21 protein-coding genes are annotated in these 20,505 nt (G+C 43.3%); 5 read left to right on the top strand and 16 right to left on the bottom strand.

The window, feature by feature from the left end; all coding sequences use genetic code 11:
- Window positions 1-19: 19 nt before the first annotated feature.
- The 13 genes from MKX60_RS24895 to MKX60_RS24835 form a co-directional block, all read right to left on the bottom strand.
- Window positions 20-829: an SDR family NAD(P)-dependent oxidoreductase gene (locus MKX60_RS24895; protein WP_042185448.1), complete on the bottom strand. Its 810-nt coding sequence runs from the start codon at window positions 827-829 to the stop codon at window positions 20-22.
- Between the two features lie 46 nt (window positions 830-875).
- Window positions 876-1,310 (bottom strand): MarR family winged helix-turn-helix transcriptional regulator, encoded by a 435-nt coding sequence (locus tag MKX60_RS24890; RefSeq protein ID WP_042185446.1) that lies wholly within the window; start codon window positions 1,308-1,310, stop codon window positions 876-878.
- A 131-nt stretch (window positions 1,311-1,441) separates the two neighbouring features.
- Window positions 1,442-1,981 carry an RDD family protein gene (locus MKX60_RS24885; RefSeq protein WP_076301072.1) on the bottom strand — a complete coding sequence of 180 codons (540 nt, stop codon included), beginning with the start codon at window positions 1,979-1,981 and terminating at the stop codon, window positions 1,442-1,444.
- 27 nt (window positions 1,982-2,008) lie between these two features.
- Window positions 2,009-2,527 (bottom strand): hypothetical protein, encoded by a 519-nt coding sequence (locus MKX60_RS24880; protein ID WP_341061308.1) that lies wholly within the window; start codon window positions 2,525-2,527, stop codon window positions 2,009-2,011.
- Window positions 2,524-2,832, bottom strand: a complete 309-nt coding sequence (locus MKX60_RS24875; protein ID WP_341061307.1) for a hypothetical protein — start codon at window positions 2,830-2,832, stop codon at window positions 2,524-2,526. Before MKX60_RS24875 ends, MKX60_RS24880 begins: the two co-directional genes overlap by 4 nt.
- Before the next feature lie 152 nt (window positions 2,833-2,984).
- Window positions 2,985-4,835, bottom strand: coding sequence for a ribosomal protection-like ABC-F family protein (gene abc-f, locus MKX60_RS24870; protein WP_341061305.1), 1,851 nt, complete (start codon window positions 4,833-4,835; stop codon window positions 2,985-2,987).
- Window positions 4,836-5,218: 383 nt separating this feature from the next.
- Window positions 5,219-6,133 (bottom strand): L,D-transpeptidase family protein, encoded by a 915-nt coding sequence (locus tag MKX60_RS24865; protein ID WP_256716435.1) that lies wholly within the window; start codon window positions 6,131-6,133, stop codon window positions 5,219-5,221.
- Window positions 6,134-6,337: 204 nt separating this feature from the next.
- Complete coding sequence (locus tag MKX60_RS24860) at window positions 6,338-6,568, bottom strand: VOC family protein (protein ID WP_341061304.1); 231 nt, start codon at window positions 6,566-6,568, stop codon at window positions 6,338-6,340.
- 94 nt (window positions 6,569-6,662) lie between these two features.
- Window positions 6,663-7,361, bottom strand: a complete 699-nt coding sequence (locus MKX60_RS24855; RefSeq protein ID WP_341061303.1) for a copper homeostasis protein CutC — start codon at window positions 7,359-7,361, stop codon at window positions 6,663-6,665.
- A 153-nt stretch (window positions 7,362-7,514) separates the two neighbouring features.
- Window positions 7,515-8,483: a sugar phosphate isomerase/epimerase family protein gene (locus tag MKX60_RS24850; protein WP_042185436.1), complete on the bottom strand. Its 969-nt coding sequence runs from the start codon at window positions 8,481-8,483 to the stop codon at window positions 7,515-7,517.
- The gene (locus MKX60_RS24845; RefSeq protein ID WP_341061302.1) at window positions 8,484-9,215 is read right to left on the bottom strand and encodes a ThuA domain-containing protein; all 732 of its coding nucleotides are present in this window, start codon (window positions 9,213-9,215) and stop codon (window positions 8,484-8,486) included. It lies immediately after the preceding gene.
- A 145-nt stretch (window positions 9,216-9,360) separates the two neighbouring features.
- Window positions 9,361-10,440, bottom strand: a complete 1,080-nt coding sequence (locus tag MKX60_RS24840; protein WP_042185435.1) for a Gfo/Idh/MocA family protein — start codon at window positions 10,438-10,440, stop codon at window positions 9,361-9,363.
- Window positions 10,441-10,447: 7 nt separating this feature from the next.
- Window positions 10,448-11,401 (bottom strand): AraC family transcriptional regulator, encoded by a 954-nt coding sequence (locus tag MKX60_RS24835; RefSeq protein ID WP_341061301.1) that lies wholly within the window; start codon window positions 11,399-11,401, stop codon window positions 10,448-10,450.
- 392 nt (window positions 11,402-11,793) lie between these two features.
- On the opposite strand from MKX60_RS24835, the gene MKX60_RS24830 reads away from it, so the two are divergent.
- From MKX60_RS24830 to MKX60_RS24810, 5 genes are all read left to right on the top strand, one after another.
- Complete coding sequence (locus MKX60_RS24830; protein WP_076284001.1) at window positions 11,794-12,798, top strand: LacI family DNA-binding transcriptional regulator; 1,005 nt, start codon at window positions 11,794-11,796, stop codon at window positions 12,796-12,798.
- Window positions 12,799-12,953: 155 nt separating this feature from the next.
- Window positions 12,954-14,213: an ABC transporter substrate-binding protein gene (locus MKX60_RS24825; protein ID WP_076284000.1), complete on the top strand. Its 1,260-nt coding sequence runs from the start codon at window positions 12,954-12,956 to the stop codon at window positions 14,211-14,213.
- 82 nt (window positions 14,214-14,295) lie between these two features.
- On the top strand, window positions 14,296-15,162 hold the full coding sequence (locus tag MKX60_RS24820; RefSeq protein ID WP_042185429.1) for a carbohydrate ABC transporter permease: 867 nt from the start codon (window positions 14,296-14,298) through the stop codon (window positions 15,160-15,162).
- Complete coding sequence (locus MKX60_RS24815) at window positions 15,159-15,980, top strand: carbohydrate ABC transporter permease (protein ID WP_179085741.1); 822 nt, start codon at window positions 15,159-15,161, stop codon at window positions 15,978-15,980. The genes MKX60_RS24820 and MKX60_RS24815 overlap by 4 nt, the downstream gene beginning before the upstream one ends.
- 37 nt (window positions 15,981-16,017) lie before the next feature.
- Entirely contained in the window at window positions 16,018-17,706 is a 1,689-nt protein-coding gene (locus MKX60_RS24810; RefSeq protein WP_076301066.1) for a glycoside hydrolase family 13 protein, read from the top strand.
- A gap of 113 nt (window positions 17,707-17,819) precedes the next feature.
- Here the strand turns inward: MKX60_RS24810 and MKX60_RS24805 are convergent, their stop codons facing one another.
- From MKX60_RS24805 to MKX60_RS24795, 3 genes are all read right to left on the bottom strand, one after another.
- On the bottom strand, window positions 17,820-18,365 hold the full coding sequence (locus tag MKX60_RS24805; RefSeq protein WP_076301065.1) for a GNAT family N-acetyltransferase: 546 nt from the start codon (window positions 18,363-18,365) through the stop codon (window positions 17,820-17,822).
- An 82-nt stretch (window positions 18,366-18,447) separates the two neighbouring features.
- Window positions 18,448-18,981 carry an NAD(+) diphosphatase gene (locus MKX60_RS24800; protein WP_076301064.1) on the bottom strand — a complete coding sequence of 178 codons (534 nt, stop codon included), beginning with the start codon at window positions 18,979-18,981 and terminating at the stop codon, window positions 18,448-18,450.
- A 36-nt stretch (window positions 18,982-19,017) separates the two neighbouring features.
- Window positions 19,018-20,493, bottom strand: a complete 1,476-nt coding sequence (locus MKX60_RS24795; protein ID WP_341061299.1) for an amidase family protein — start codon at window positions 20,491-20,493, stop codon at window positions 19,018-19,020.
- Window positions 20,494-20,505: the final 12 nt, after the last annotated feature.

Below are 20,505 nucleotides of genomic sequence, written 5' to 3'. Positions count from 1 at the left end.
TTTTTAATTACGCATGATTCTATTTACCTTTAGCTTCCATCATGTAATTCTGGAAGTCCGTAATGCTCGGGTTGGACATATAGTGACCACCCTCTACTTCAATCGTTTGACCAGTAATGAATTTAGATTCATCCGATGCCAGGAACAACACTGTGTTTCCGATATCATCCGCTTCTCCATGGTAAGGCAGAGCGTTGAACTTCTGGAAAATATCCAGCACAGCTGGCGGCATATTTCTTGCAGCCGCAGGTGTTAAGATCAGGCCCGGAGCCACTCCATTGCAACGAATCTTATCTTTACCATATTGTGTGGCGATGTAACGAGTTAGGTTCACAACAGCTGCCTTAGAGGAGCCATAAGCCGTGCGCAATGAATCTCCAGCAAATGCTGACATGGAAGCTGTGTTAATGATCGAGCCCCCGCCCGCTTTAATCATATGTGGAATGGCAAACCGGCTGCCTAACAGAACACTTTTGGTGTTCACATTCATCAAGCGATCCCATTCTTCCAAATCTATGTTGACGACATCTAGGTCTTTTTGCAGATTAGTTAGACCTACATTGTTAAATAAGACTGTAATCGTGCCATACTGAGCGACTGTGAAATCAACAGCTTCCTTGATCGAATCCGCTTGGGATGCATCCAGGAAAAGACCTTCCGCCTCTCCACCTTCACTTTTAATCTTAGCTGCTGCTTCTTTGGCAGCCTCTACATTAAAATCGGCGATGACAACTTTGGCTCCTTCTCTAGCCATTAAAGTAGCGGCTGATAAGCCAATACCTGAAGCGCCTCCAGTTACTAATGCAACCTTACCTTGAACTCTTCCCATATTCATACCCCTTTATAATGTGATTAAGATTCTTAGATGACTTCATTTATGTTTCAGAGCTATCAAAGCTCGTTAACAACTTTTCATAGATTTTCAAGAATTGCTGCAGTTCTTCTTCATCGAGCTTCTGAAACATTTCAGCTCGGAGCTCCTGCCCTTTTAGCTGTGCTTCCTTCAGTACATCTCTGCCTTTGTCCGTGATAGACAGCAGTACATTTCGGCGATCATCCTCGTTATATTTGCGCTCGGCCATTTCCTGCTTAATTAAGCGATTGGCAATATTCGTCATCGCCCCCGGCGTATAACCTAGCTTCTTAGCCAAAGTAGTTTGCTTCTGGGGACCCTTTTTATTCAATTCTCCCAAGACGAGAACAGGAGATATCCCAATATTGTGGTCAAAAGCATTCATCCATCGAACAATAATTTCATTCGTGAATAATTCAACTGCATGTATGAGTCTAAAAATATCTGGGTTTTCCAAGACATCCTCCTTAGATATTTCATAATTATTGGCTGCTTCGACATATATTTTAACACTAAAATATTTAATAGTAAATTGTTTAATGGTAAAATACTTAATATTAAAAAAAAGAATGCTTATAAAAGCATCCTTTAGATTGCGGATTTATCAACAACATAAGTACCAGCCATCATATCGTGAAGCGCCCGTTTACGGGGAGTAAATGCGACAAATAGATAATCCACAAGCATGATGAGGCCAAGTATTTTACTGAGGTCAGTAGCTAAAGGTGCCCATAAATTAAGAGTGGTGGAAATCACAGTGAGATCGTAGAGGCTCACGCCAACAATCATTGAAAAAATCGTACTCATGATTCGGAAAATATTTCGAATTAGTGCTTCCTTCAACGTTGGGATATTCCCTTGCTGATTGACAATTTTCATCTTTAAAACCAGCTTCCCAGGCGTTCCGCCAAATCTAACGATCATAAAAACATCAAACACGACGAAGAAAATATACTCAAGGATGATGGGAATCTCCGAATGCAAGGATATAGCTAATGAATTGAATATCCAGTATACAATAACCGCAGGTATCAGAATGATAAGGAGATCAAGAATAGTAGCGAGAACTCTTTTCCAAAAGCCTATGAAATCCTCCTGTTCCAAACGTTCAACTTTATAATTATCCATTTTAGGGCCTCACTCTCTATGCTTACTTTATTCATTCATCCTGATTATCCGCTCTTCAATAGTAGTTTCCAGTTCCTTATTATTCTTTAAAATCACCCGTCTATCAGAAAAATTATTCGTTAATTCAATTATTCTATGTATCGCTTCCTGATCATATCCCCGATTCCATTCAAAAATCATCACATACAGATTCTTAAACGATTGCTTATAATTCGCTTGCTCAAATCCAAGTCTTGTCTTTATAAACCTTGTAATGACCCTCAAATCCCTGAATACTCGATTAGGTCTCAGAATAACGATTAAATCTGCTTTTCCAAAGCTCTCTTGCCCCCACTTATAATGTACGCCTTCCAGGATCCATGACGGTTTATCGAGGATCTCCTTCAATTGCGCATCCCTTTCTTCAACAGAATAACGGAGGTTTTCGCCATTTCTATCCCATACCAAATTATCTGTTTCGTAATAATTCACACCATACTTTTTGGACAGCTCTCTAGCGATATAGGATTTGCCACTTCCACAGGCCCCGATGATTCTAATCTTCATAGGCTTAGCCGCCCGATCATCGGCAGGATGATAAGTCCAAGCGATATAACCGTTGTGATTCTCGTAGTGAGGATCGTTAGCTTTTGATTTTTCTGCGATTTGTACCAACCTTTAAACTGAAAATGATTCCGATACAGCATAAAAAATATCAATAAATTCCCGAGCGCCATACTCCAGTTATACACAGGCTGACCAAATATAGATTGATATATAAATCTCTCTACCCCGCCTAAAATAAACAAGGTCAACATAAGCAATACACACATTCGAAGTAATTCCAATATAAAAGAACCTAGTTTTGTCATTTCTAGAGCCTCCCCTTCAAAATTTCCTGTACGCAAAACATCCATATTCATCCAATTATACACCTTGACCATGATGACTCCTATCGAAATATTTGAAAAACAACCCAGCCCAAGATACATTTTATCCTGAGCTAGGTTGTGTCGGTTCTTCCTTATGAGTGTATAGTTTTTTCCTTACCCTCTATTTCCTGAATCTGCGCCCTCAGATTAACGATTTCCGCCATTAACGCTTCATTCTCCTCCTCTGTATCCCTAGTTCCGCTCTGGATCAGTTGATTCAGACGCAGCTGCAGAAGAACGAGGTCGTCCTCAAGGGCCTGTTCTTTACGGGTAAGCACGCGACTCCTGTCTTTCGAGGTGTATTCCTCATAGGAACCTTGAAAAAACTTCGGTGCCTGAGTCGGTGCTAGTATTACCAAACGATTAGCTACTTTAGTGTGAAGGTACCGGTCATGTGAGACCATCACAATTCCTCCCGGATATACCCTTAGCGCTTCTTCTACTCGTTCCCTAGTGTCAATGTCCAGATAATTGGTGGGTTCATCCAGTACTAATAGGTTAGCTTTTCCAAAGTACAGTTTAAGGAAAGCTACACGACATTTCTCCCCCAGACTTAAATCACCAATTCGTTTAAAGACATCCTCCCGCGAAAATAAAAAGCAGCCCAGAATCGTTCGTGCCTCCGTTTGGGTCATACCTGGCAGTTCAAGCAAACTATCCAGAATGGTGGACGACACCGCTAGATTATCGAGCTCTTGCGCAAAATAACCAACCTTCGTACGCGGATGCAGCCGCACTTCACCTTTGCTAGGTTGATGAATACCAGCAATCAGCTTCAGCAAAGAAGACTTACCGACACCATTAGGACCCAGAATAGCGAGACGATCTCCTCGATTCAATGACAAACTGAAATTTTTCAGTACAGGCGCACTACCCTTATATGCAAAATCAATCTCACGGAGTGACAGCAAAGTGTCCGCCATAAACCCTTCACTTTCAAGCTTCATCTTCAGCTTACTTGTCTCGCGTGGTAATTCCACACGGTTCTTATTTAAGCGTTCGAGTGCAGCTTCCTTCGCATGAAGACGAGATACGTTCTTCTTTGATTTCGCACGCAGGAAATCATGCTGTCCGGCAGCACGGTGTGCCTGTTGGAACCATTCGGAATACCTTCTGATGCTCTCCAGCAGCTTCTCCTTTTCCTGTTCCTGCTTCTTATATTGTCCCTCTAGCGTTCGCGCCTCTACCGCCTTCTGCTCCCGATACTGCGTATATCCACCCGAATACCGGCGACACCCCTCTGGACTAAGCTCCAGCAACGCCGTCGCCGTTCGATCGATGAACGTACGATCATGGGAAACATAAAGCACAGTTCCGGGATAGGTATGGACCCATTGTTCCAACCACTCCATCGTTTCTCCATCTAAGTGATTCGTCGGCTCATCTAGAATCAACAGCTTCGGCTGCTGGGCTAACAATGCTGCCAATTGAACGCGTGTCTTTTGCCCACCGCTTAGCAATGGGTACGGCACATTCCAAACCGAACGCTCAAGTTTGAGCTGCTTCAAGCATTTTTCGGCTTTAGCCTCCCAGTCATATCCACCAAGCTGCAAGTATTGACCGTACACTTCGGCGTATTCAGCCAATCCCGCTTCACTCTCGTCGTTCTGCTCCTGCAACCTCTGACTGAGAAGTTCAAGCCGGCGCTTCAATTGGGGGAGCTCTGGCGATCCGGCGATTACGTAATCCAAGGCGGTCACTTCTTCGGATACTTCTAGCTGCTGATCCAGCACACCCCATTCCTCACGTGGCAAACCATGATAGATACTTCCCTCCTCAAAGAGGAGGCGACCGATCAGCCCCTTAAGTAATGTGGTTTTGCCGATTCCATTACGACCGAACAAGAGCACACGCTCTCCTTCTGATATCTCAAAGGACACCTTCTCGAATAACAGGGTCCCGTTCCATTCTTTGCGTAAATTTTTTGCTTTTATTAAGGTCATATTTCATTCCTCCGATTATATTGCAAATAAAAAACCGCAGCCAGCGGTCTGCGGTCAAATAGCGTATGATGGGGAGGGAAATATGCCATAACATGAATAGACTACGGCCGTGATCACCTGCTGTATGCAGAGTAAACCAAACAATAGATAGATCTATTCATATAAAAGCAACGTAAGACCCCCGACCGACACACGTATCCCTGACCGTTATCACCCTGAACGGGTGATCCGTGACTTGTGCATATGCACTTCACAAGCTCAATGGTCTACTTCTAGGAAACGTGTTAGTTATTCATCAGTCGGTGGTCCTCCGTCATTGTCCGAATTGGTTTGAATGAATATAGTATATACCCATTAAGCCAGAATTAAAAGTTCAAGAATAGTTATAAAATAATCTTTACCGACTGAGACTGTGAACTCCATTGCACCTGAATACCAAATAATTCGGGCAAGATGCTCAGCGGAATCATCAATCGACCATTTTCATTACGGGACGCCGGTATCGTAAGTGTCTTTCCATTCACAACAGCCTGATCGGATAAAGGCTGATGTGCCACCGTACGATTTCCTATCGTAATTAGCAGTGCACCTGTTCCAGCTTTGCTCTGTAAAGTTCCACCTAACAAGGCTACAGATTCTCTCAGCGGAACAAATACACGGGAGTTATCCATTAAAAAAGGATCTTTTAGCTTTGTCGTGACTCCATCCAGCTCAAAAGCTCCAGCAAACATCTTACTTCCTACGGAATACCCATTTTTAGTCGCAATACTCTCCATAGCCAGTGTGCTTGTTGTAATAATGACCCTTGTATTTTTAGCTATTTTTGGGTACAGCCAGTGGATGTCATCATTATGCATTCGAATACATCCGGCGCTGACATACTTTCCTATGGAGGACTCATTATTATTGCCGTGAATCGCATATGTGGTACCATAAGTTCCGTTCACTTCTAGCCCTAGCCAGCGGTCGCCAAGTGGATTGGCCGGATCACCCCCGGGTATTTTTTCTTTGTAATAGGGTCTGTTCTTTACTTTAACTACCATTTTGAAGCTGCCTTCAGGCGTCAGTTCCTTTGATTTTCCTGTTGCGACTGGAAAAGTCTTCACAAGCTTGCCATCACTGAAATACGCGAGTTTGTTTGTCTTTTTGTTCACGATAATCAGATCGGATCCAGCAGCAGCTTCCGCCTTTCCCACACCTGTAAAACATGCAGCGAACAGAAGTCCAAATACAAGCATCAGCTTCATGTTCCGCTGTAATAATGATTCAAACCGGCCACCCGAAACGAAAAATCCCAATTTTCTCCACCTCCATATATAAAGACGAAATCATTTCAATTTTGTTGCATACCAACCTGTACCTATTCTTTTCAACTCGTCCCCCACATTTGACGCAGAGATTGCAATACTGTAACCAAGTGAACGCACATTAAAAAAGCCGACCTTTGGATAACCAAAGATCAGCTCTATATTTTATATGCTCAGTATTTCATGATTAGACAACTAATGTTTCTTACCTGAACCAAATGCACTCACGTATCCATCCGGATCTTTAATCGCAAAATCCTTCCAGTTCCCCCAGTCTGCTTCCTGAAGATCAGGCTCTTGAACAAATTCTGCTCCTTTACCCTTTAGCTCTTCATATAGCTCGTCAAGCTCAGGATGAGTCTCTACATAAGCATGGATCATCCTCCGATTGTCATATTTGGCTTGATCAACATTTGCAAATTTCATATTCCGATTTTATAATATCATCCAATATGAGGAAATAAAATCGAAATCAACGGACAAGCCTATTGGAGAATGAAATCAATAAGTACCGGTGAGGTTACTGCTCTTTTCTTTGATCCAAAAAGTTTCGAACAACCTGCAAGCGAAGAGGATCTATCGGCTTTAGCGCATCTCCATCTTCTCTAACGGCAGAACCGAAATGCACTCGGCGCACACCCGTTTGTTTTATAAAATCACTTAACCCATCTGCCGTTAACCCACTGCCAGCAAGAATAGATATAGATTGCTTCGAGGTAAGCTGCTCCAGCGCAGCAAGACGTTCCGCACCTTTAGGGGCTGTATTCTCGGCTCCTGATGTTAGAATGTCAGTAATTTGAGGATAACGCATCAATATTTCTAACGCCTCAAATTGATCCCTCACTTCATCAAAAGCACGATGGAATGTCACCTCCAAACCTTTTGCAGTACGAAGCAACCTTTGAAGTGACTCTTCGTCAATTGTTCCATTAGGGCGTAACATGCCCATTACGACAGATAACCCGCCGATAGATACGATATGCTGAATATCCTGCTCCATGGTTTCTATATCATCCTTATCATAATAAAAGGATCTGGCATGGGGTCTAACCATTACCCTGACCGGGATAGAGACAGCATTGCGCACTTTTTCAATAAGTCCCAGACTGGGCGTCAATCCCCCTTCACTGATCCCAGTAATCAATTCAATTCGATCAGCTCCATAACGCTCGGCCAGTACTGCATCACTTAATGTTGTAGCAATAACTTCTAGTAACATTGTTGTCTCTCCTTTATTCATCTTAGAACCTTGCTTTCTGCTATTTTCTTCATCCGCACATTATCCTAACCCACATCCACATAAACACGCAAAAAAAGATCTTGATCCTCTACAAACACTAGAGAATCAAGACCTTTCGTTCTTAAACTATTCTTACGCCCACCACATACCTTGTGGTTGATCGCGAATAAGAATGGATTGCAAATTGGTTACGGCACGTTGGAAGCCTTCGTCTACCGTCATAAGAGGGTCTTCATGCTCGATGCTGACCACATAATCATAACCGTAAGTACGCAGCGCACTCATGATATCCGACCATTCAGATATGCTGTGTCCACAGCCAACGGAGCGGAAGGTCCACGCGCGGGTCTGAACATCGCCATAAGGCTGCATGTCTGTCAAACCATACATATTGATATTGTCCTGATCCAGGTACGTGTCCTTGGCATGGAAATGATGGATCGCGCCAGCTTTACCAAGAATCTTGATCGCGCCTACAGGATCGATGCCTTGCCACCACAGATGGCTCGGGTCTAGATTCGCGCCGATCGCATCACAGGTTGCTTCTCTAAGCTTCAGAATCGTGTAAGGAGTATGGCAGAGGAATCCGCCATGAAGCTCGATACCGATCTTAACGCCATGCTCCTCAGCAAGCTTACCAATTTCCTTCCAGTAAGGGATCAGTTTATGCTCCCACTGCCAGGTTTTGATGTCGCTGTACACGGTAGGCCAAGGAGTAACTGGCCAGTTCGGTGCTTTTGCATCGTCGCTGTCTCCCGCGGTTCCCGAGAAAGTGTTCACTACCTTAACGCCCATTAGCGAAGCTAGCTTGATCGACTTACGCAGAATTTCGTCGCCTTCACGAGCTTCTTCTTTATCCGGCGAAATCGGGTTATTATGGCAACTGAATGCACTGATCATAATGCCACGTTTCGTGAACTTCTCCAGATATTCCTTACGTGCTGATTCGCTGGCAAGAAGCTCATCTGTTGGACAGTGGGCATTTCCGGGATTGCCTCCTGAACCGATCTCTACCGCATTCAAACCAGCAGCAGCGATTTTATCAAGCATCTCATCGAGAGTCAAACTTCCAAATACAGGATCAAATACGCCTAATTTCATTTATAATACCACCTTTTCTTTGATTGGCTCCAAAGCTTCAGAATGTCCGTAAACTGGATAATCACGCTTCGTTGGTGCACACCAGTTCACGCCATTGATGATCACTCTTTGGATTTCTTTGTTGTAATAGGTTGGATAAGATTCATGACCAGGTTGGAAATAAAAGATCTTCCCGTTCCCACGACGATAGGTCGATCCGCTTGGGAACACATTGCCGCCTTCAAACCAGCCGACAAAAATTAGACTCTCTGGTGCTGGCACATCAAAATGTGCTCCGTACATTTCCTCTTGCTCCAAATCGATAAATTCACCAATGCCCTCAGCAATCGGGTGACTTGGGTCCATAACCCAAAGACGCTCCTTCTCCCCTGCTTCACGCCACTTTAGATCACAGCTGGTGCCCATTAACTTCATGAATATTTTGGACATATGACCCGAATGAAGCACTACTAGCCCCATGCCTTGAAGCACTCTTTGGTGAACACGATTTACAATCTCATCACTAACTTCTTGATGGGCAACATGTCCCCACCAAATCAGTACATCTGTGTTATCCAACACTTCTTGTGTCAGTCCATGCTCCGGTTCATCCAGCGTAGCTGTCTGAGCGTCCAGTCCAGCTTCCTGAAGGAAGCTTGCCAATTGTCCGTGAATCCCTTGCGGATAGACCTTGAGAATTCTCTCTTCCTGCCGTTCATGGCGGAATTCATTCCATACCGTTACTCTGGTCACTTTGGACACACTCCTAGTTCATAGTTATCTATGTCGTTAAACTTGACTGTTTATTCAAGAAGAAACGCCGTTGTCATCCTTAGAAGATGACAAACGTTTCTCATAGAAAAGTAAGGATTAAGTATAACGTGGAACTTATACTTTCTTACTTTTCAAAAAATACAGGCATGCCAGTCTCAGAGGATTTATAAATAGCCTCCAAGATGCGGGTAACAACGAGCGCCTGCTCTGGCTTCACTACAGGCTCGGTGTCATTGACGATGCTTTCGATCCACTGAGTAGCCTCGGTCAATGCAGGATCATCTCCCGCGCCATCATAAAAGTCAACGCCGCCGGCTTCCAGGCTGATATGCTTCTCGAATGTCTTGCCGTATTCTTCTCCGTTAATGCGCAGACCGTTTTCCATGTCCGCTCCACCTTCAGTACCGCAAAGCACAGTTTTAGCTTCACCAACATCAAGGGTATTCAGCGCCCAGCTTGCTTCGAGAACGATGCTAGCTCCATTCTCCATAGTAATGAATCCAATTGCGGAATCCTCAACTGTAAATTTCTCTGGATCCCACGGGCCCCAAGCGTTCGCAGCGTTTTTACGACCGGACAGCTTATGATAAGCGTTACCGACAACATATTTTGGTTTGTAGTTATCCATCATCCAAAGAGTCAAATCAAGGGCATGAGTACCGATATCAATCAATGGACCTCCGCCTTGCGCTTCCTCGTCCAGAAACACGCCCCACGTTGGAACGGCACGACGACGGATCGCTTTAGCTTTAGCATAATAAATCTCTCCAAGACCATCATTCTCGCATACCGTATGCAGATAAGCTGAATCTGGTCTGAAACGGTTTTGGTAACCGATGGTCAGCTTCTTCCCAGTTCGTTTTGAAGCATCGATCATTGCTTGCGCTTCTGCTGTGGTCTTAGCCATCGGCTTTTCACACATTACATGCTTGCCTGCCTCCATTGCCGCAATGGAAATCTCTGCATGGGAAATGTTTGGTGTACATACATGAATTACATCTATACTTGCATCTTTAAGAAGCTCTTTATAATCTGTGTAAACCACGGAGCCCTCATCCCCAAACTCCGCTTTTGCCTTCTCAGCGCGCTCTGGAACGATATCGCAAAAAGCAACCATTCGAGCACCTTCCACTTTTGATAGCGCTGGCATATGTTTGCCGTTTGCAATGCCTCCGCAGCCGATAATTCCTACTGTTAATGTCATTTTTATTCTAACCTCCACTTGTTCCTGTTTTGATATCTCTATCATACAAAGCCCGGGGGCGTCTTTCTTCCTGCATTCTTGCTGTATTATTCCCGAATATTGTCTTATGGTATTTTAGGGGGGATATCCCCGTGGCATCTTTGAAAAAATGATGGAATGTCTTCACGCTGCCAAACCCGGCGGCTTCCGCCACCGCAGACATCGGCAAATCTTCATTGATTAAGATCCATTTAGCTTTGTTAAGCCGATATTCGTTTAAGAAAGCTATAAAGGTCATACCAGTATTCTTCTTGAATAGCTTGGTAAAATAATACGGACTAAAGCCCATATAGCTAGCTACCTCATTCAGCGTAATGGCTTCCTGGTAATGCTGCTCTACATAGATAAAAATCCGCTCTAATCTTTCCAGTGTTTCTCTGGACTGGTTCAGCGTATCTTCCGAGAACTTAGGCTGTTTATTGAGTGCACTCTTAGGCACTTCCCGTAAAATAACGGTCAATAGTTCAAACAATCTAGCTTTGATTAAGTAAGCGTACCCATCTCTTCGCTGCACGTCTTCCTCATAAATACTCTCAATCAGCCCTTTGATCTTCACGGCGGTTGCTTTGGGCCATTTTGAACTAGAATGCTCCATAAGCGTAAAAACCTCACGAAGCGAATAATCATTTCCGCTCAAAGCTGCGACTTCCTGAAACAGGTTAAGATCGAATTGAATTACTACCCGTTCGCTTTCAGGTGAAGCGAGAAAATAATGAACATCCCCACCGTTGATAAATTGAACCTCACCCTGCTCCATGTGAATAGGGGTATCATTTATTCCCAGATTTAGACTTCCTTTAGTTACATATATAATTTCAATTTCTTTATGCCAATGCGGATAGCACAGCGTATCTCCTCCACATAGTAAACTTCTAAAAGGAAAATGCTTATCCACATCTGGAATTTCGAGATAAATATTCATAAGCGCAGCTCCTTATCCGGTTAAACACTAAACCAACGATAAACATGTCAATCCGATTTCACGTAAGCGTTTACTGTCTAAATGTTAGTCCTCTAATATTCTTTTGTCAATTCTGGGTCTCTGTATTCTTAATATCCTGCTCCAACTACATTTCTTCCTCTTATACACCACTTTAACAGAGATTTTCTGGTAATTTAATCGGTTTCATTCTATTAAAAAATAATTACCTTTCATGGTTCTTATCATTCACATATTTTTTAAGTGGAGTTGACAAGCATACCTGCCAGGATTTATATTCAGGGTAAGCGTTTACGTAATACTTTTCAAGGAATTTGATTTTCGAAGCGTAAACGTTTAATCTTAGGCTAACCGTAATCTAAGGAGTCGTATGAATGAACCCAACAATTAAAGATGTTGCACAAAAAGCGAACGTTTCCATTGCAACAGTCTCTCGCGTGCTAAACAATTTAAGTGGGTACTCCGACAAGACGAAACAAAAGGTAAATGAAGCTATCAAAGAACTCGGCTATCAACCTAACGCGATTGCTCGTGGCCTAATCAATAAGCGTACGCAAACCATTGGTGTAATGTTTCCAAGTGTTTCTGGAGCGTTCTCCTCCGATCTGCTTAAAGGCATTGAGGAATTGGCCAATGACCGCAATTACAGTGTAATGGTCTGTAATACCGACCAGGATGGTAAACGAACGTTAAAGTACTTACAGCTCTTAAGGGAGAAGCAGGTCGATGGCATTATTTACTCTAGTGAGGTCTTGAAGAAAGAGTATTACGATGTGCTAGAAACCATGAAGATCCCAGTTGTGTTGGTTTCTTCCCAAACGGAATTTGCCAGTGTACCTTACGTGAAAGTAGACGATTACCAGGCTGCTTATGATGCTACCCTCTACTTAATTTCCAAAGGTCATAGCAAAATAGCCATGATCAGCGGAAATCCAAGCGATGCTATCGCTGGTGCACCCAGAGCCGAGGGATATCGTAAAGCGCTTGAAGCGAGTGGGATTCCTTTCGACAGCCGCTATCTCACCTTTGGAGACTTTCTGTATGAAAGCGGGAGCATTGCAATGGAAGCTCTCTTGGAGCAAGCCCCTGATGTCACTGCCGTCTTTGCCGCTAGTGATGAAATGGCGATTGGTGCTCTTTCCACGGTCATCAAATATGGTTTAAGTGTTCCCGACGATATATCCATTATGGGTTATGACGATCTTGGAATGGCGAAAATGATTATTCCTCCGTTAACTACAGTGCGTCAACCACTGTACGATATTGGTAAGATCGCCGTAGAGAAGCTTATTCAGATGATTGAAACAGGCGAGACTGTGGATAGTAAAATTGTCGATCACTTAATCGTGGAAAGACAAACGGTAAGATCACTTACCTGAGTCTTTTTACCCCTTTTACGTAAACGTTTACTCTCTCTATTGGTGATGCATATCTGCCGCCTATAAGTAGCAGAATATCAATTAGTTTTCATTTACGTACATGTTTAATCTCTTACATGTTCATAATACCAACAAATTATTAGGAGGATTTAATCATGAAAAAAACAATCAAACCCGTAGTGGTTAGCGTACTGGCTATGTCCGTACTTAGTGCCTGTGGTAGCAATGCGGCTGACAACAGCGCAAATAGTGGTGGAAATGCCTCCTCCGGTGAAAAGGTAAAAGTCGAGTTTTTCCAAAATAAAACCGAAGCCAAAGCCACCTTCGACAAGCTGGTTGCGAAATTCAATGAAGCCAATCCAAATATTGTTGTCACACAGGTTAACCCGCCAGATGCTGAAACCGTATTGAAAACTCGTGCAGCGAAGAAAGATATTCCTGACGTGGTAGGGATCGGAGCAACTGACACCTACAAGACGTTATCTGGCAGCGGTCTTTTTGAAGATTTCACAGGTGATCCACTCGCTGAGAATATCCAGCCAGCATATCTCCAAATGCTGAAAGACCTGACGGGTTCGGACGAACTGAATGGTCTCCCATTCTCTTCAAACGCAAGTGGTGTTATTTACAATAAAGCGATGTTCGCTGAAGCCGGTGTTACTGTTCCAACTACTTGGGATGAGTTCATGGCTGTCGCTCAAAAGTTCAAAGACAGCGGTAAAAATGCTTTTTACCTGACACTGAAGGATTCATGGACAACACTTACGCCGTTCAACTCCCTCTCCACGATCATTAAAGGGAATGATTTCTTCAAGGAGCGTGCGGCAGGCACTGTAACCTTCGCAGACAGCTTTAACGAGGTTGCTGAAAAGCTGCTTAAGCTGACGGAATACGGACAAAAAGATATTTTTGGTAAAGGTTACAATGACGGAAACACAGCATTCGCTAAAGGTGAATCCGCAATGTACCTGCAAGGCGTATGGGCGATCCCAGAAATCGTGAAAGCCAATCCATCCATTGAACTTGGCGTATTCCCATTCCCAGCAACAAATGATGCTGCCGATAACAAAGTCATTTCTGGCGTAGATACGTTGCTGACGATTTCCAAGAACACTAAACATAAAGAAGAAGCAAAGAAATTCGTAGATTTCCTGCTTCAACCTGAGAATGTTAGCCTATACATCAATGAGCAAAAAGCATTCCCAGCTGTAAAAGGTGTAACACAAGATGATCCAACGATGGATGGCTTCAAAGAAGCGTTTACCGCTGGCAACTTGGCTGACTTTGCTGACCACTACATCCCAAGTGCGATGAAAGTGGATACCATCAACCAATCCTTCTTGCAAAAGAAAGACATTAAAGCTTACCTAGAACAGCTTGATAAGGAATGGGATAAAGTAGCTAACCGGAAATAAACTGATCAGACAAACATGAACCGCGAAAGAGAACGGGGCTTCCCCTCTTCTCTTTCGCTTTTACAATGAGGAGGATTACATGATGGCCAAACGCCGAGTCGCCTTTTATCTGATGACTATACCGGCATTACTTCTTTTCTTTGCCTTCCATACCTTTCCTGCAATCCAGGGTATATATTATTCGTTCACGAACTGGGACGGCTTTAGTGACAGCTTTGATTACGTAGGATTTAAGAACTTCATTAACATTTTTCAAGATGAAAATGTGTTGAATTCATATGTGTTCACTTTTAAATATGCCATTCTAACCACTATTCTTATCAATATCATCAGCTTGTTGATTGCGCTTGGACTTAACGCCAAAATTAAAGCTAAAAACTTTTTCCGTGGCGTATATTTCTTGCCGAATATCCTCAGCGTATTGATTGTTGGTTTTATTTTTAACTACTTGTTCGCTAATGTATTCCCTATTTGGGGTGCGAAAATCGGCAGCGAATTCCTATCACAGAACATTCTCGGTAACTCCGACTGGGCTTGGATCGGTATCGTCATTGTAGCCGTTTGGCAGGGGATTGCTTATAACACGATTCTCTATCTTGCGGGTCTTCAAACCATTCCTCATGATCTTTACGAAGCTTCCAATCTGGACGGCGCTAGCCGCTGGAGAGAATTCTGGAGCATTACGTTTCCAATGCTTGCTTCCTTCTTCACCATCAATATGGTGCTCGCGATGAAGGGCGGTCTAATGGTATTCGACCAAATCGTTGCCTTGACAGGCGGGGGTCCAGGTCGTTCAACGCAATCCATTGCCCACTTAATCTACACAGGCGGCTTCCAAGGCGGAGAATTTGCCTATCAATCGGCGAACGCCGTGATTTATTTTATCGTGATTGTCGTTATCTCCGCCCTTCAGCTTAAATTTCTGCAGAAACGGGAGATGGACTTATGATCAAAAAATCAACCAACTGGCCTGTAACGATTCTTATCGCCCTAGGCTCAATACTGATCCTGTTTCCGCTGTACATGACCATTGCCATCGCACTCAAGAATCCCGAGGAAATGGCTCAATCAATCTTCTCGCTGCCAACTGGCCTGCATTTTGAGAACTTCTCCAATGCGATTAAAGCAACGAATTTCTTCAATGCATTAGGAAATAGTACCGTGATTACCATTACAACAGTCGTGTTCATATTGCTTACCAACTCCATGGTAGCCTATGCTATTGCACGTAATATGAAGCGAAGATTTTTCAAAGTGCTGTACTTCTATTTTATCAGCGCAATGTTTATCCCTTTCCAGATTATCATGCTGCCTGTGGTCAAAGTGACTACGGATCTGCACATGAACAACATTGTAGGGATTATTATTCTATACGTCGTATATGGTCTGGCCTTTAACGTGTTTGTTTACACCGGTTATATCCGTTCCATTCCGTATGAACTGGAAGAAGCGGCTACAGTAGACGGTGCATCAACCTTCGGAACGTTCTGGAAGATTATTTTTCCGCTTCTTGCTCCTGTTAGTGCAACGATCGGTATCCTGTCTTGTCTATCCACTTGGAATGACTTTATGCTACCGCTGGTTCTGCTCGGCGATCAGGATTCCTACACACTTCCGCTGGTACAATATGTATTCCAGGGGCAGTTCAGTACAGATTTCAACTTAGCTTTCGCTTCATATTTGCTCGCATTAACCCCGATGCTCATCGTCTATTTGTTCGCACAAAAATGGATTATCAGCGGACTTACATCAGGATCCATTAAATAAAATAGTAAGATCTATATAGAGATAGGAGATTACAACCTTGGATAAAAAATGGTGGAAAGAAAGCGTAGTGTATCAAATTTACCCCCGTAGCTTTAAAGACAGTAACGGGGATGGTATTGGTGATCTGCAAGGGATTATTTCGAAACTTGATTATTTAAATCATCTTGGTGTCGACGTGGTGTGGCTGTGCCCAGTGTACCAGTCGCCTAATGACGATAACGGTTATGATATCAGTAATTATCAAAGTATTATGGATGATTTCGGAACGCTCTCCGATTGGGAGGAACTGCTTGCTGGTCTTCACAGCCGTGGCATGAAGCTGATTATGGACCTTGTGGTCAACCATTCCTCAGATGAGCATGCTTGGTTCGTAGAGTCCCGCAAATCGCAGGACAATCCTTATCGTGATTATTATATCTGGCGTCCGGGTAAAGACGGACAGCCGCCGAACGACTGGGGCTCCTTCTTCAGTGGATCAGCTTGGGAATACGATGAGAAATCAGAGGAATATTACCTCCATCTATTCTCCCGTAAACAACCCGATCTAAATTGGGACAATCCAAAGCTCCGCAAGGAAATCTACGATATGATGACCTGGTGGCTGGATAAAGGAATTGACGGATTCCGCATGGACGTAATCAACCTGATCTCCAAAGTACCGGAATTACCTAGCGTTTCTGGGGAAAGTAACGGAGAACAGCCCACGTACCACTTCGGTGGAGACTATTTCGTTAACGGTCCACGCGTACATGAGTATATGCAGGAAATGAACCGTGAGGTGCTATCCAAGTACGATATCATGACAGTGGGTGAAGCCGTTAATGTCACTCCAGAAGAAGCTTCACTGTATGTTTCCGAGGATCGTAACGAGCTGAACATGGTATTCCATTTCGAGCTCATGGACGTCGATTCCGGTCCTGGAGGTAAATGGAATGTACAACCTTGGAAGCTGGCGGACATTAAGTCCATTATTTCCAAGTGGCAAGTCGCACTCGACGGTAAGGGTTGGAACAGCTTGTATATGAACAACCATGATCAGCCGCGTATGCTATCCCGCTTTGGTGATGATAAGCTGTTCCCGAAAGAGTCTGGCAAAATGCTAGCAACACTGCTTCATACGCTCCAAGGTACACCTTACATCTATCAAGGTGAAGAAATCGGCATGACAAATGTACAATTTGCTTCCATCGATGACTACAAGGATATTGAAATTGTAAATATGTATAAGGAATACTTGGCTGCCGGACACTCGGAAGAAAAAATCATGAATTCCATTTACATCAAAGGTCGGGACAATGGCCGTACGCCGATGCAATGGAACTCGGAACCGCAGGCAGGCTTCACTACCGGCAATCCGTGGTTGGCTGTGAACCCTAACTACAAAGATATCAACGTAGAGAAGGCACTGGCTGATCCCGATTCTATTTTCCACTACTATAAGAAGCTAATTGAACTGCGTAAGCAGCATGAGATTATCGTATACGGAAACTATACAATCTTGGCCGAGGAGAATGAGCAGGTATACGCTTATCTACGTACTCTTGGAGAAGAACAGCTACTGGTTGTATTGAATTTCTTCGGAGAGCCTACGACTTTCGAACTTCCTTCTACTGTGAAATTCCAAGCGAAGGAATTGCTTATTGCCAACTACGAAGTAAATCCAGAAGAAGAACTAAACACAATTCAGCTTCGTCCTTATGAAGCTCGTGTATATAAGCTTAAATAATAAAATCCATCCGATCTGTCAGCAAAGGTCAATGGTAGAACTATAAAAAGGAGCCCTTCGGCTCCTTTTTGTTTTATATGCTTGTAAAAACTTTAAAATTCACTGTATGTAGCTTAACCTTTAGTGTTTATAATTCCATAATGAATAAGGTCATCATATTTATTTTCTTTATAGATATGCTGTAATAAAATGCCTTCCTCCACCATTCCACATTTCTGCATCACTCGCCCAGAGCTGGGATTTGAAGCAAAGTGTCTTGCAAATACTTTATGATAATGCTTTTCTGAAAAAGCAAACGCAATGATCGCTTTTGTTGCTTCAGTCGCGTATCCTTTCCCCCAATATTCCTCACCGATCCAATATCCAACTTCACCATTTCTGTGTGCTTGCTTATTTGTCAGTCCTATAGCTCCATAAAGCTCGTTTGTACTTTTATCAGTAATCGCAAACTCATAATACATATTATTGATAAAATTCTCTTCATGAGCTTCAATCCATGATATTGCACATTCGATAGTGTATGGATAAGGTAGGGTCAACGTACTTTTGTAGATATTATAATTATTGCAGAGGTCAGAGACACGTTTGGCATCAGATAATTCAAAGGGTCTCAAAATCAATCTTTCGGTCGTCATTGTTCTTTTCTCTTGATTAAACATTGTTTTACCTCCGCTCCAGAATCTCCTGCACCATCGGCATCGCCAAACTCATATTCTCCGCTGAAAGCTATATACTATCATCTTACATTGTTCCTCCTACCGACACTGGATTTACCTGTACCTGATCTGCATGCAATTTTTCAATAATCGCCAACAGGAAGGTTTCGGCTAGACTATTCTTTTTAATAGCACTGGCGGCCTCTTCCAAAGTAAACCATTCTGCATGATCTACCTCAGCACTCACCTGACTTAAGTCCTCCGTATCTGCAACACCTATAAAATTCAGCATCAGCGTATTAGAAGGTGCGAAATACAAGCTGCGCATATATTCATAAGCTACAATATCCATTCCTACCTCTTCTTTTACCTCACGAATAAGTGTGGTTTCCGCATCTTCACCTTTATTCACGTACCCTGCAAGCAATATATAATCTGGTCGGTTATACTGCTGGATCAATAGAATCTTATTCATATCCCGATTTAATACTGCTGTACTGATCGCCGTGCTAAAAATAGGGAATCTGAACATTTCGCATGCATTACAATAAGGTACCTGCCCTTCCCCATCGCTTTCTTTCATTACTAACGCTGTTCCACATTCAAGACAATATTTCAAGCTGATCTCTTCCTTCTATAATAAAGTAGTCAATACCTATTCCAGTTGCGGTGGAACACGATGCTGCGTAGCTTGTTCAAACCCATAGGCTATGGATAGGAGCGTAGGCTCACTATAGGCTTTTCCGGAAAAAACTACACCAAAGGGCCCCCGAGTAGGATCACCGTCAGCATCAATAATGCCCTGATCTACATACCCTGCCGGAACGGTAATTAACGGATACCCCAAGCGTGCCGCAATATACATACCATCTACATCACCAGGCAGTAATAATGCATCCAAACTATATTGTTCCAACACATAATCTATTCCTTGCTCGAGTGCAAGCTTTCTGTATTCTTGTTTCTTTTGCTGATATTCTTCTTCGGTTAAAGTTACTTCCTCTGACCTAGTTAATGTGTCTTGCCCATATTGTAATGCGATTTCAGCATGGAGCTCATTATACGCTATCAGTTCTTGCAAAGAGTGAATCGGAACGGAATCATCTACCCCAGATAAATACGCGTTGAGCCCCTTTTTAAATTCATAACAGATTACATCATTATTCCAGTTTTGTTGTTCAACGTAAAGCGTAACCGGATCTATAATCGTAGCCCCTTCATTCTTCAAAGTCTGGATAGCTGCTTCCATAATTGAAAGTCGCTCTGCATCTAAATGGTTATAATAATGCCGTGGAATGCCTATTCTTGCTTGCCGTATAAAGCTTTTATCTAGAAATGGAGTATAGTCCGTAAAAGCATGCTTCTCGCTCGATAATGTTGCTTCATCCTTGTCATCTACTCCCGTTAATGCCCCCAAAATAATCGCCGCATCCGTAACCGTTTTAGCAATAGGTCCAGGAGTGTCTTGGCTAACTGAAATAGGAATCACTCCAGTACGACTGACTAATCCGACCGTTGGTTTGATCCCGACGAGTGCATGCTGACAGGCTGGCCCAACAATTGACCCCGCGGTTTCCGTTCCGATCGACGCTGCTGCCAAATTCGCCGCAATAGCTGCCGCAGGTCCAGAACTAGATCCGCTGACAAATACGCTCCCCGGTCCGTAAGGATTCAGCACTAGCCCTCCCCGGGAGCTATACCCAGCTGGCATTGAACTAGACATAAAGTTAGACCACTCCGACATATTCGCCTTTCCAAGCAAAACAGCTCCTGCCGACCGAAGTTTCGCAGCTACGAAGGAATCTTTTGCAGCGAATGATCCTGCTAAAGCTATTGACCCAGCACTCGTATGCATCTCATCCGCAGTATCTATATTATCCTTCAACAATATAGGAATACCGTGTAGACTTCCCCGACTTCCTTGTTCCCTACGTTCAATATCCATTGCTCTAGCGATGTCTTTAGCCTCTGGATTGATTTCTAAGATTGCGTTTATGTCTATATCGTACTTATGAATCCGTTCCAAATAGGCTACTACCAAATCTTCTGAGCTGACTACGCCTGCTTCCATAGCCGCTTGCAGCTTTGCAATATCCGCTTCTATTATCCATTCCTGAATTTTGATCTTCATCAGAACAGCTCC

Origin of the sequence: Paenibacillus sp. FSL R5-0914, from assembly GCF_038004525.1 — a bacterium.
Classification (GTDB): Bacteria; Bacillota; Bacilli; order Paenibacillales; family Paenibacillaceae; genus Paenibacillus_AQ.
The sequence above is the reverse complement of the archived record's forward strand: the minus strand, read 5'-3'. Positions and strand labels throughout refer to the sequence as shown.

What these genes read in the sequence shown, in the direction of transcription:
- MKX60_RS24795 (WP_341061299.1), bottom strand. Translation starts at nt 20,493, where the DNA reads ATGAAGATCAAAATTCAGGAATGGATAATAGAAGCGGATATTGCAAAG.
- MKX60_RS24840 (WP_042185435.1), bottom strand. Translation starts at nt 10,440, where the DNA reads ATGACATTAACAGTAGGAATTATCGGCTGCGGAGGCATTGCAAACGGC.
- MKX60_RS24855 (WP_341061303.1), bottom strand. Translation starts at nt 7,361, where the DNA reads ATGTTACTAGAAGTTATTGCTACAACATTAAGTGATGCAGTACTGGCC.
- MKX60_RS24835 (WP_341061301.1), bottom strand. Translation starts at nt 11,401, where the DNA reads ATGAATATTTATCTCGAAATTCCAGATGTGGATAAGCATTTTCCTTTT.
- abc-f (WP_341061305.1), bottom strand. Translation starts at nt 4,835, where the DNA reads ATGACCTTAATAAAAGCAAAAAATTTACGCAAAGAATGGAACGGGACC.
- MKX60_RS24830 (WP_076284001.1), top strand. Translation starts at nt 11,794, where the DNA reads ATGAACCCAACAATTAAAGATGTTGCACAAAAAGCGAACGTTTCCATT.
- MKX60_RS24875 (WP_341061307.1), bottom strand. Translation starts at nt 2,832, where the DNA reads ATGACAAAACTAGGTTCTTTTATATTGGAATTACTTCGAATGTGTGTA.
- MKX60_RS24805 (WP_076301065.1), bottom strand. Translation starts at nt 18,365, where the DNA reads ATGTTTAATCAAGAGAAAAGAACAATGACGACCGAAAGATTGATTTTG.
- MKX60_RS24850 (WP_042185436.1), bottom strand. Translation starts at nt 8,483, where the DNA reads ATGAAATTAGGCGTATTTGATCCTGTATTTGGAAGTTTGACTCTCGAT.
- MKX60_RS24895 (WP_042185448.1), bottom strand. Translation starts at nt 829, where the DNA reads ATGGGAAGAGTTCAAGGTAAGGTTGCATTAGTAACTGGAGGCGCTTCA.
- MKX60_RS24885 (WP_076301072.1), bottom strand. Translation starts at nt 1,981, where the DNA reads ATGGATAATTATAAAGTTGAACGTTTGGAACAGGAGGATTTCATAGGC.
- MKX60_RS24820 (WP_042185429.1), top strand. Translation starts at nt 14,296, where the DNA reads ATGGCCAAACGCCGAGTCGCCTTTTATCTGATGACTATACCGGCATTA.
- MKX60_RS24815 (WP_179085741.1), top strand. Translation starts at nt 15,159, where the DNA reads ATGATCAAAAAATCAACCAACTGGCCTGTAACGATTCTTATCGCCCTA.
- MKX60_RS24880 (WP_341061308.1), bottom strand. Translation starts at nt 2,527, where the DNA reads ATGAAGATTAGAATCATCGGGGCCTGTGGAAGTGGCAAATCCTATATC.
- MKX60_RS24860 (WP_341061304.1), bottom strand. Translation starts at nt 6,568, where the DNA reads ATGAAATTTGCAAATGTTGATCAAGCCAAATATGACAATCGGAGGATG.
- MKX60_RS24825 (WP_076284000.1), top strand. Translation starts at nt 12,954, where the DNA reads ATGAAAAAAACAATCAAACCCGTAGTGGTTAGCGTACTGGCTATGTCC.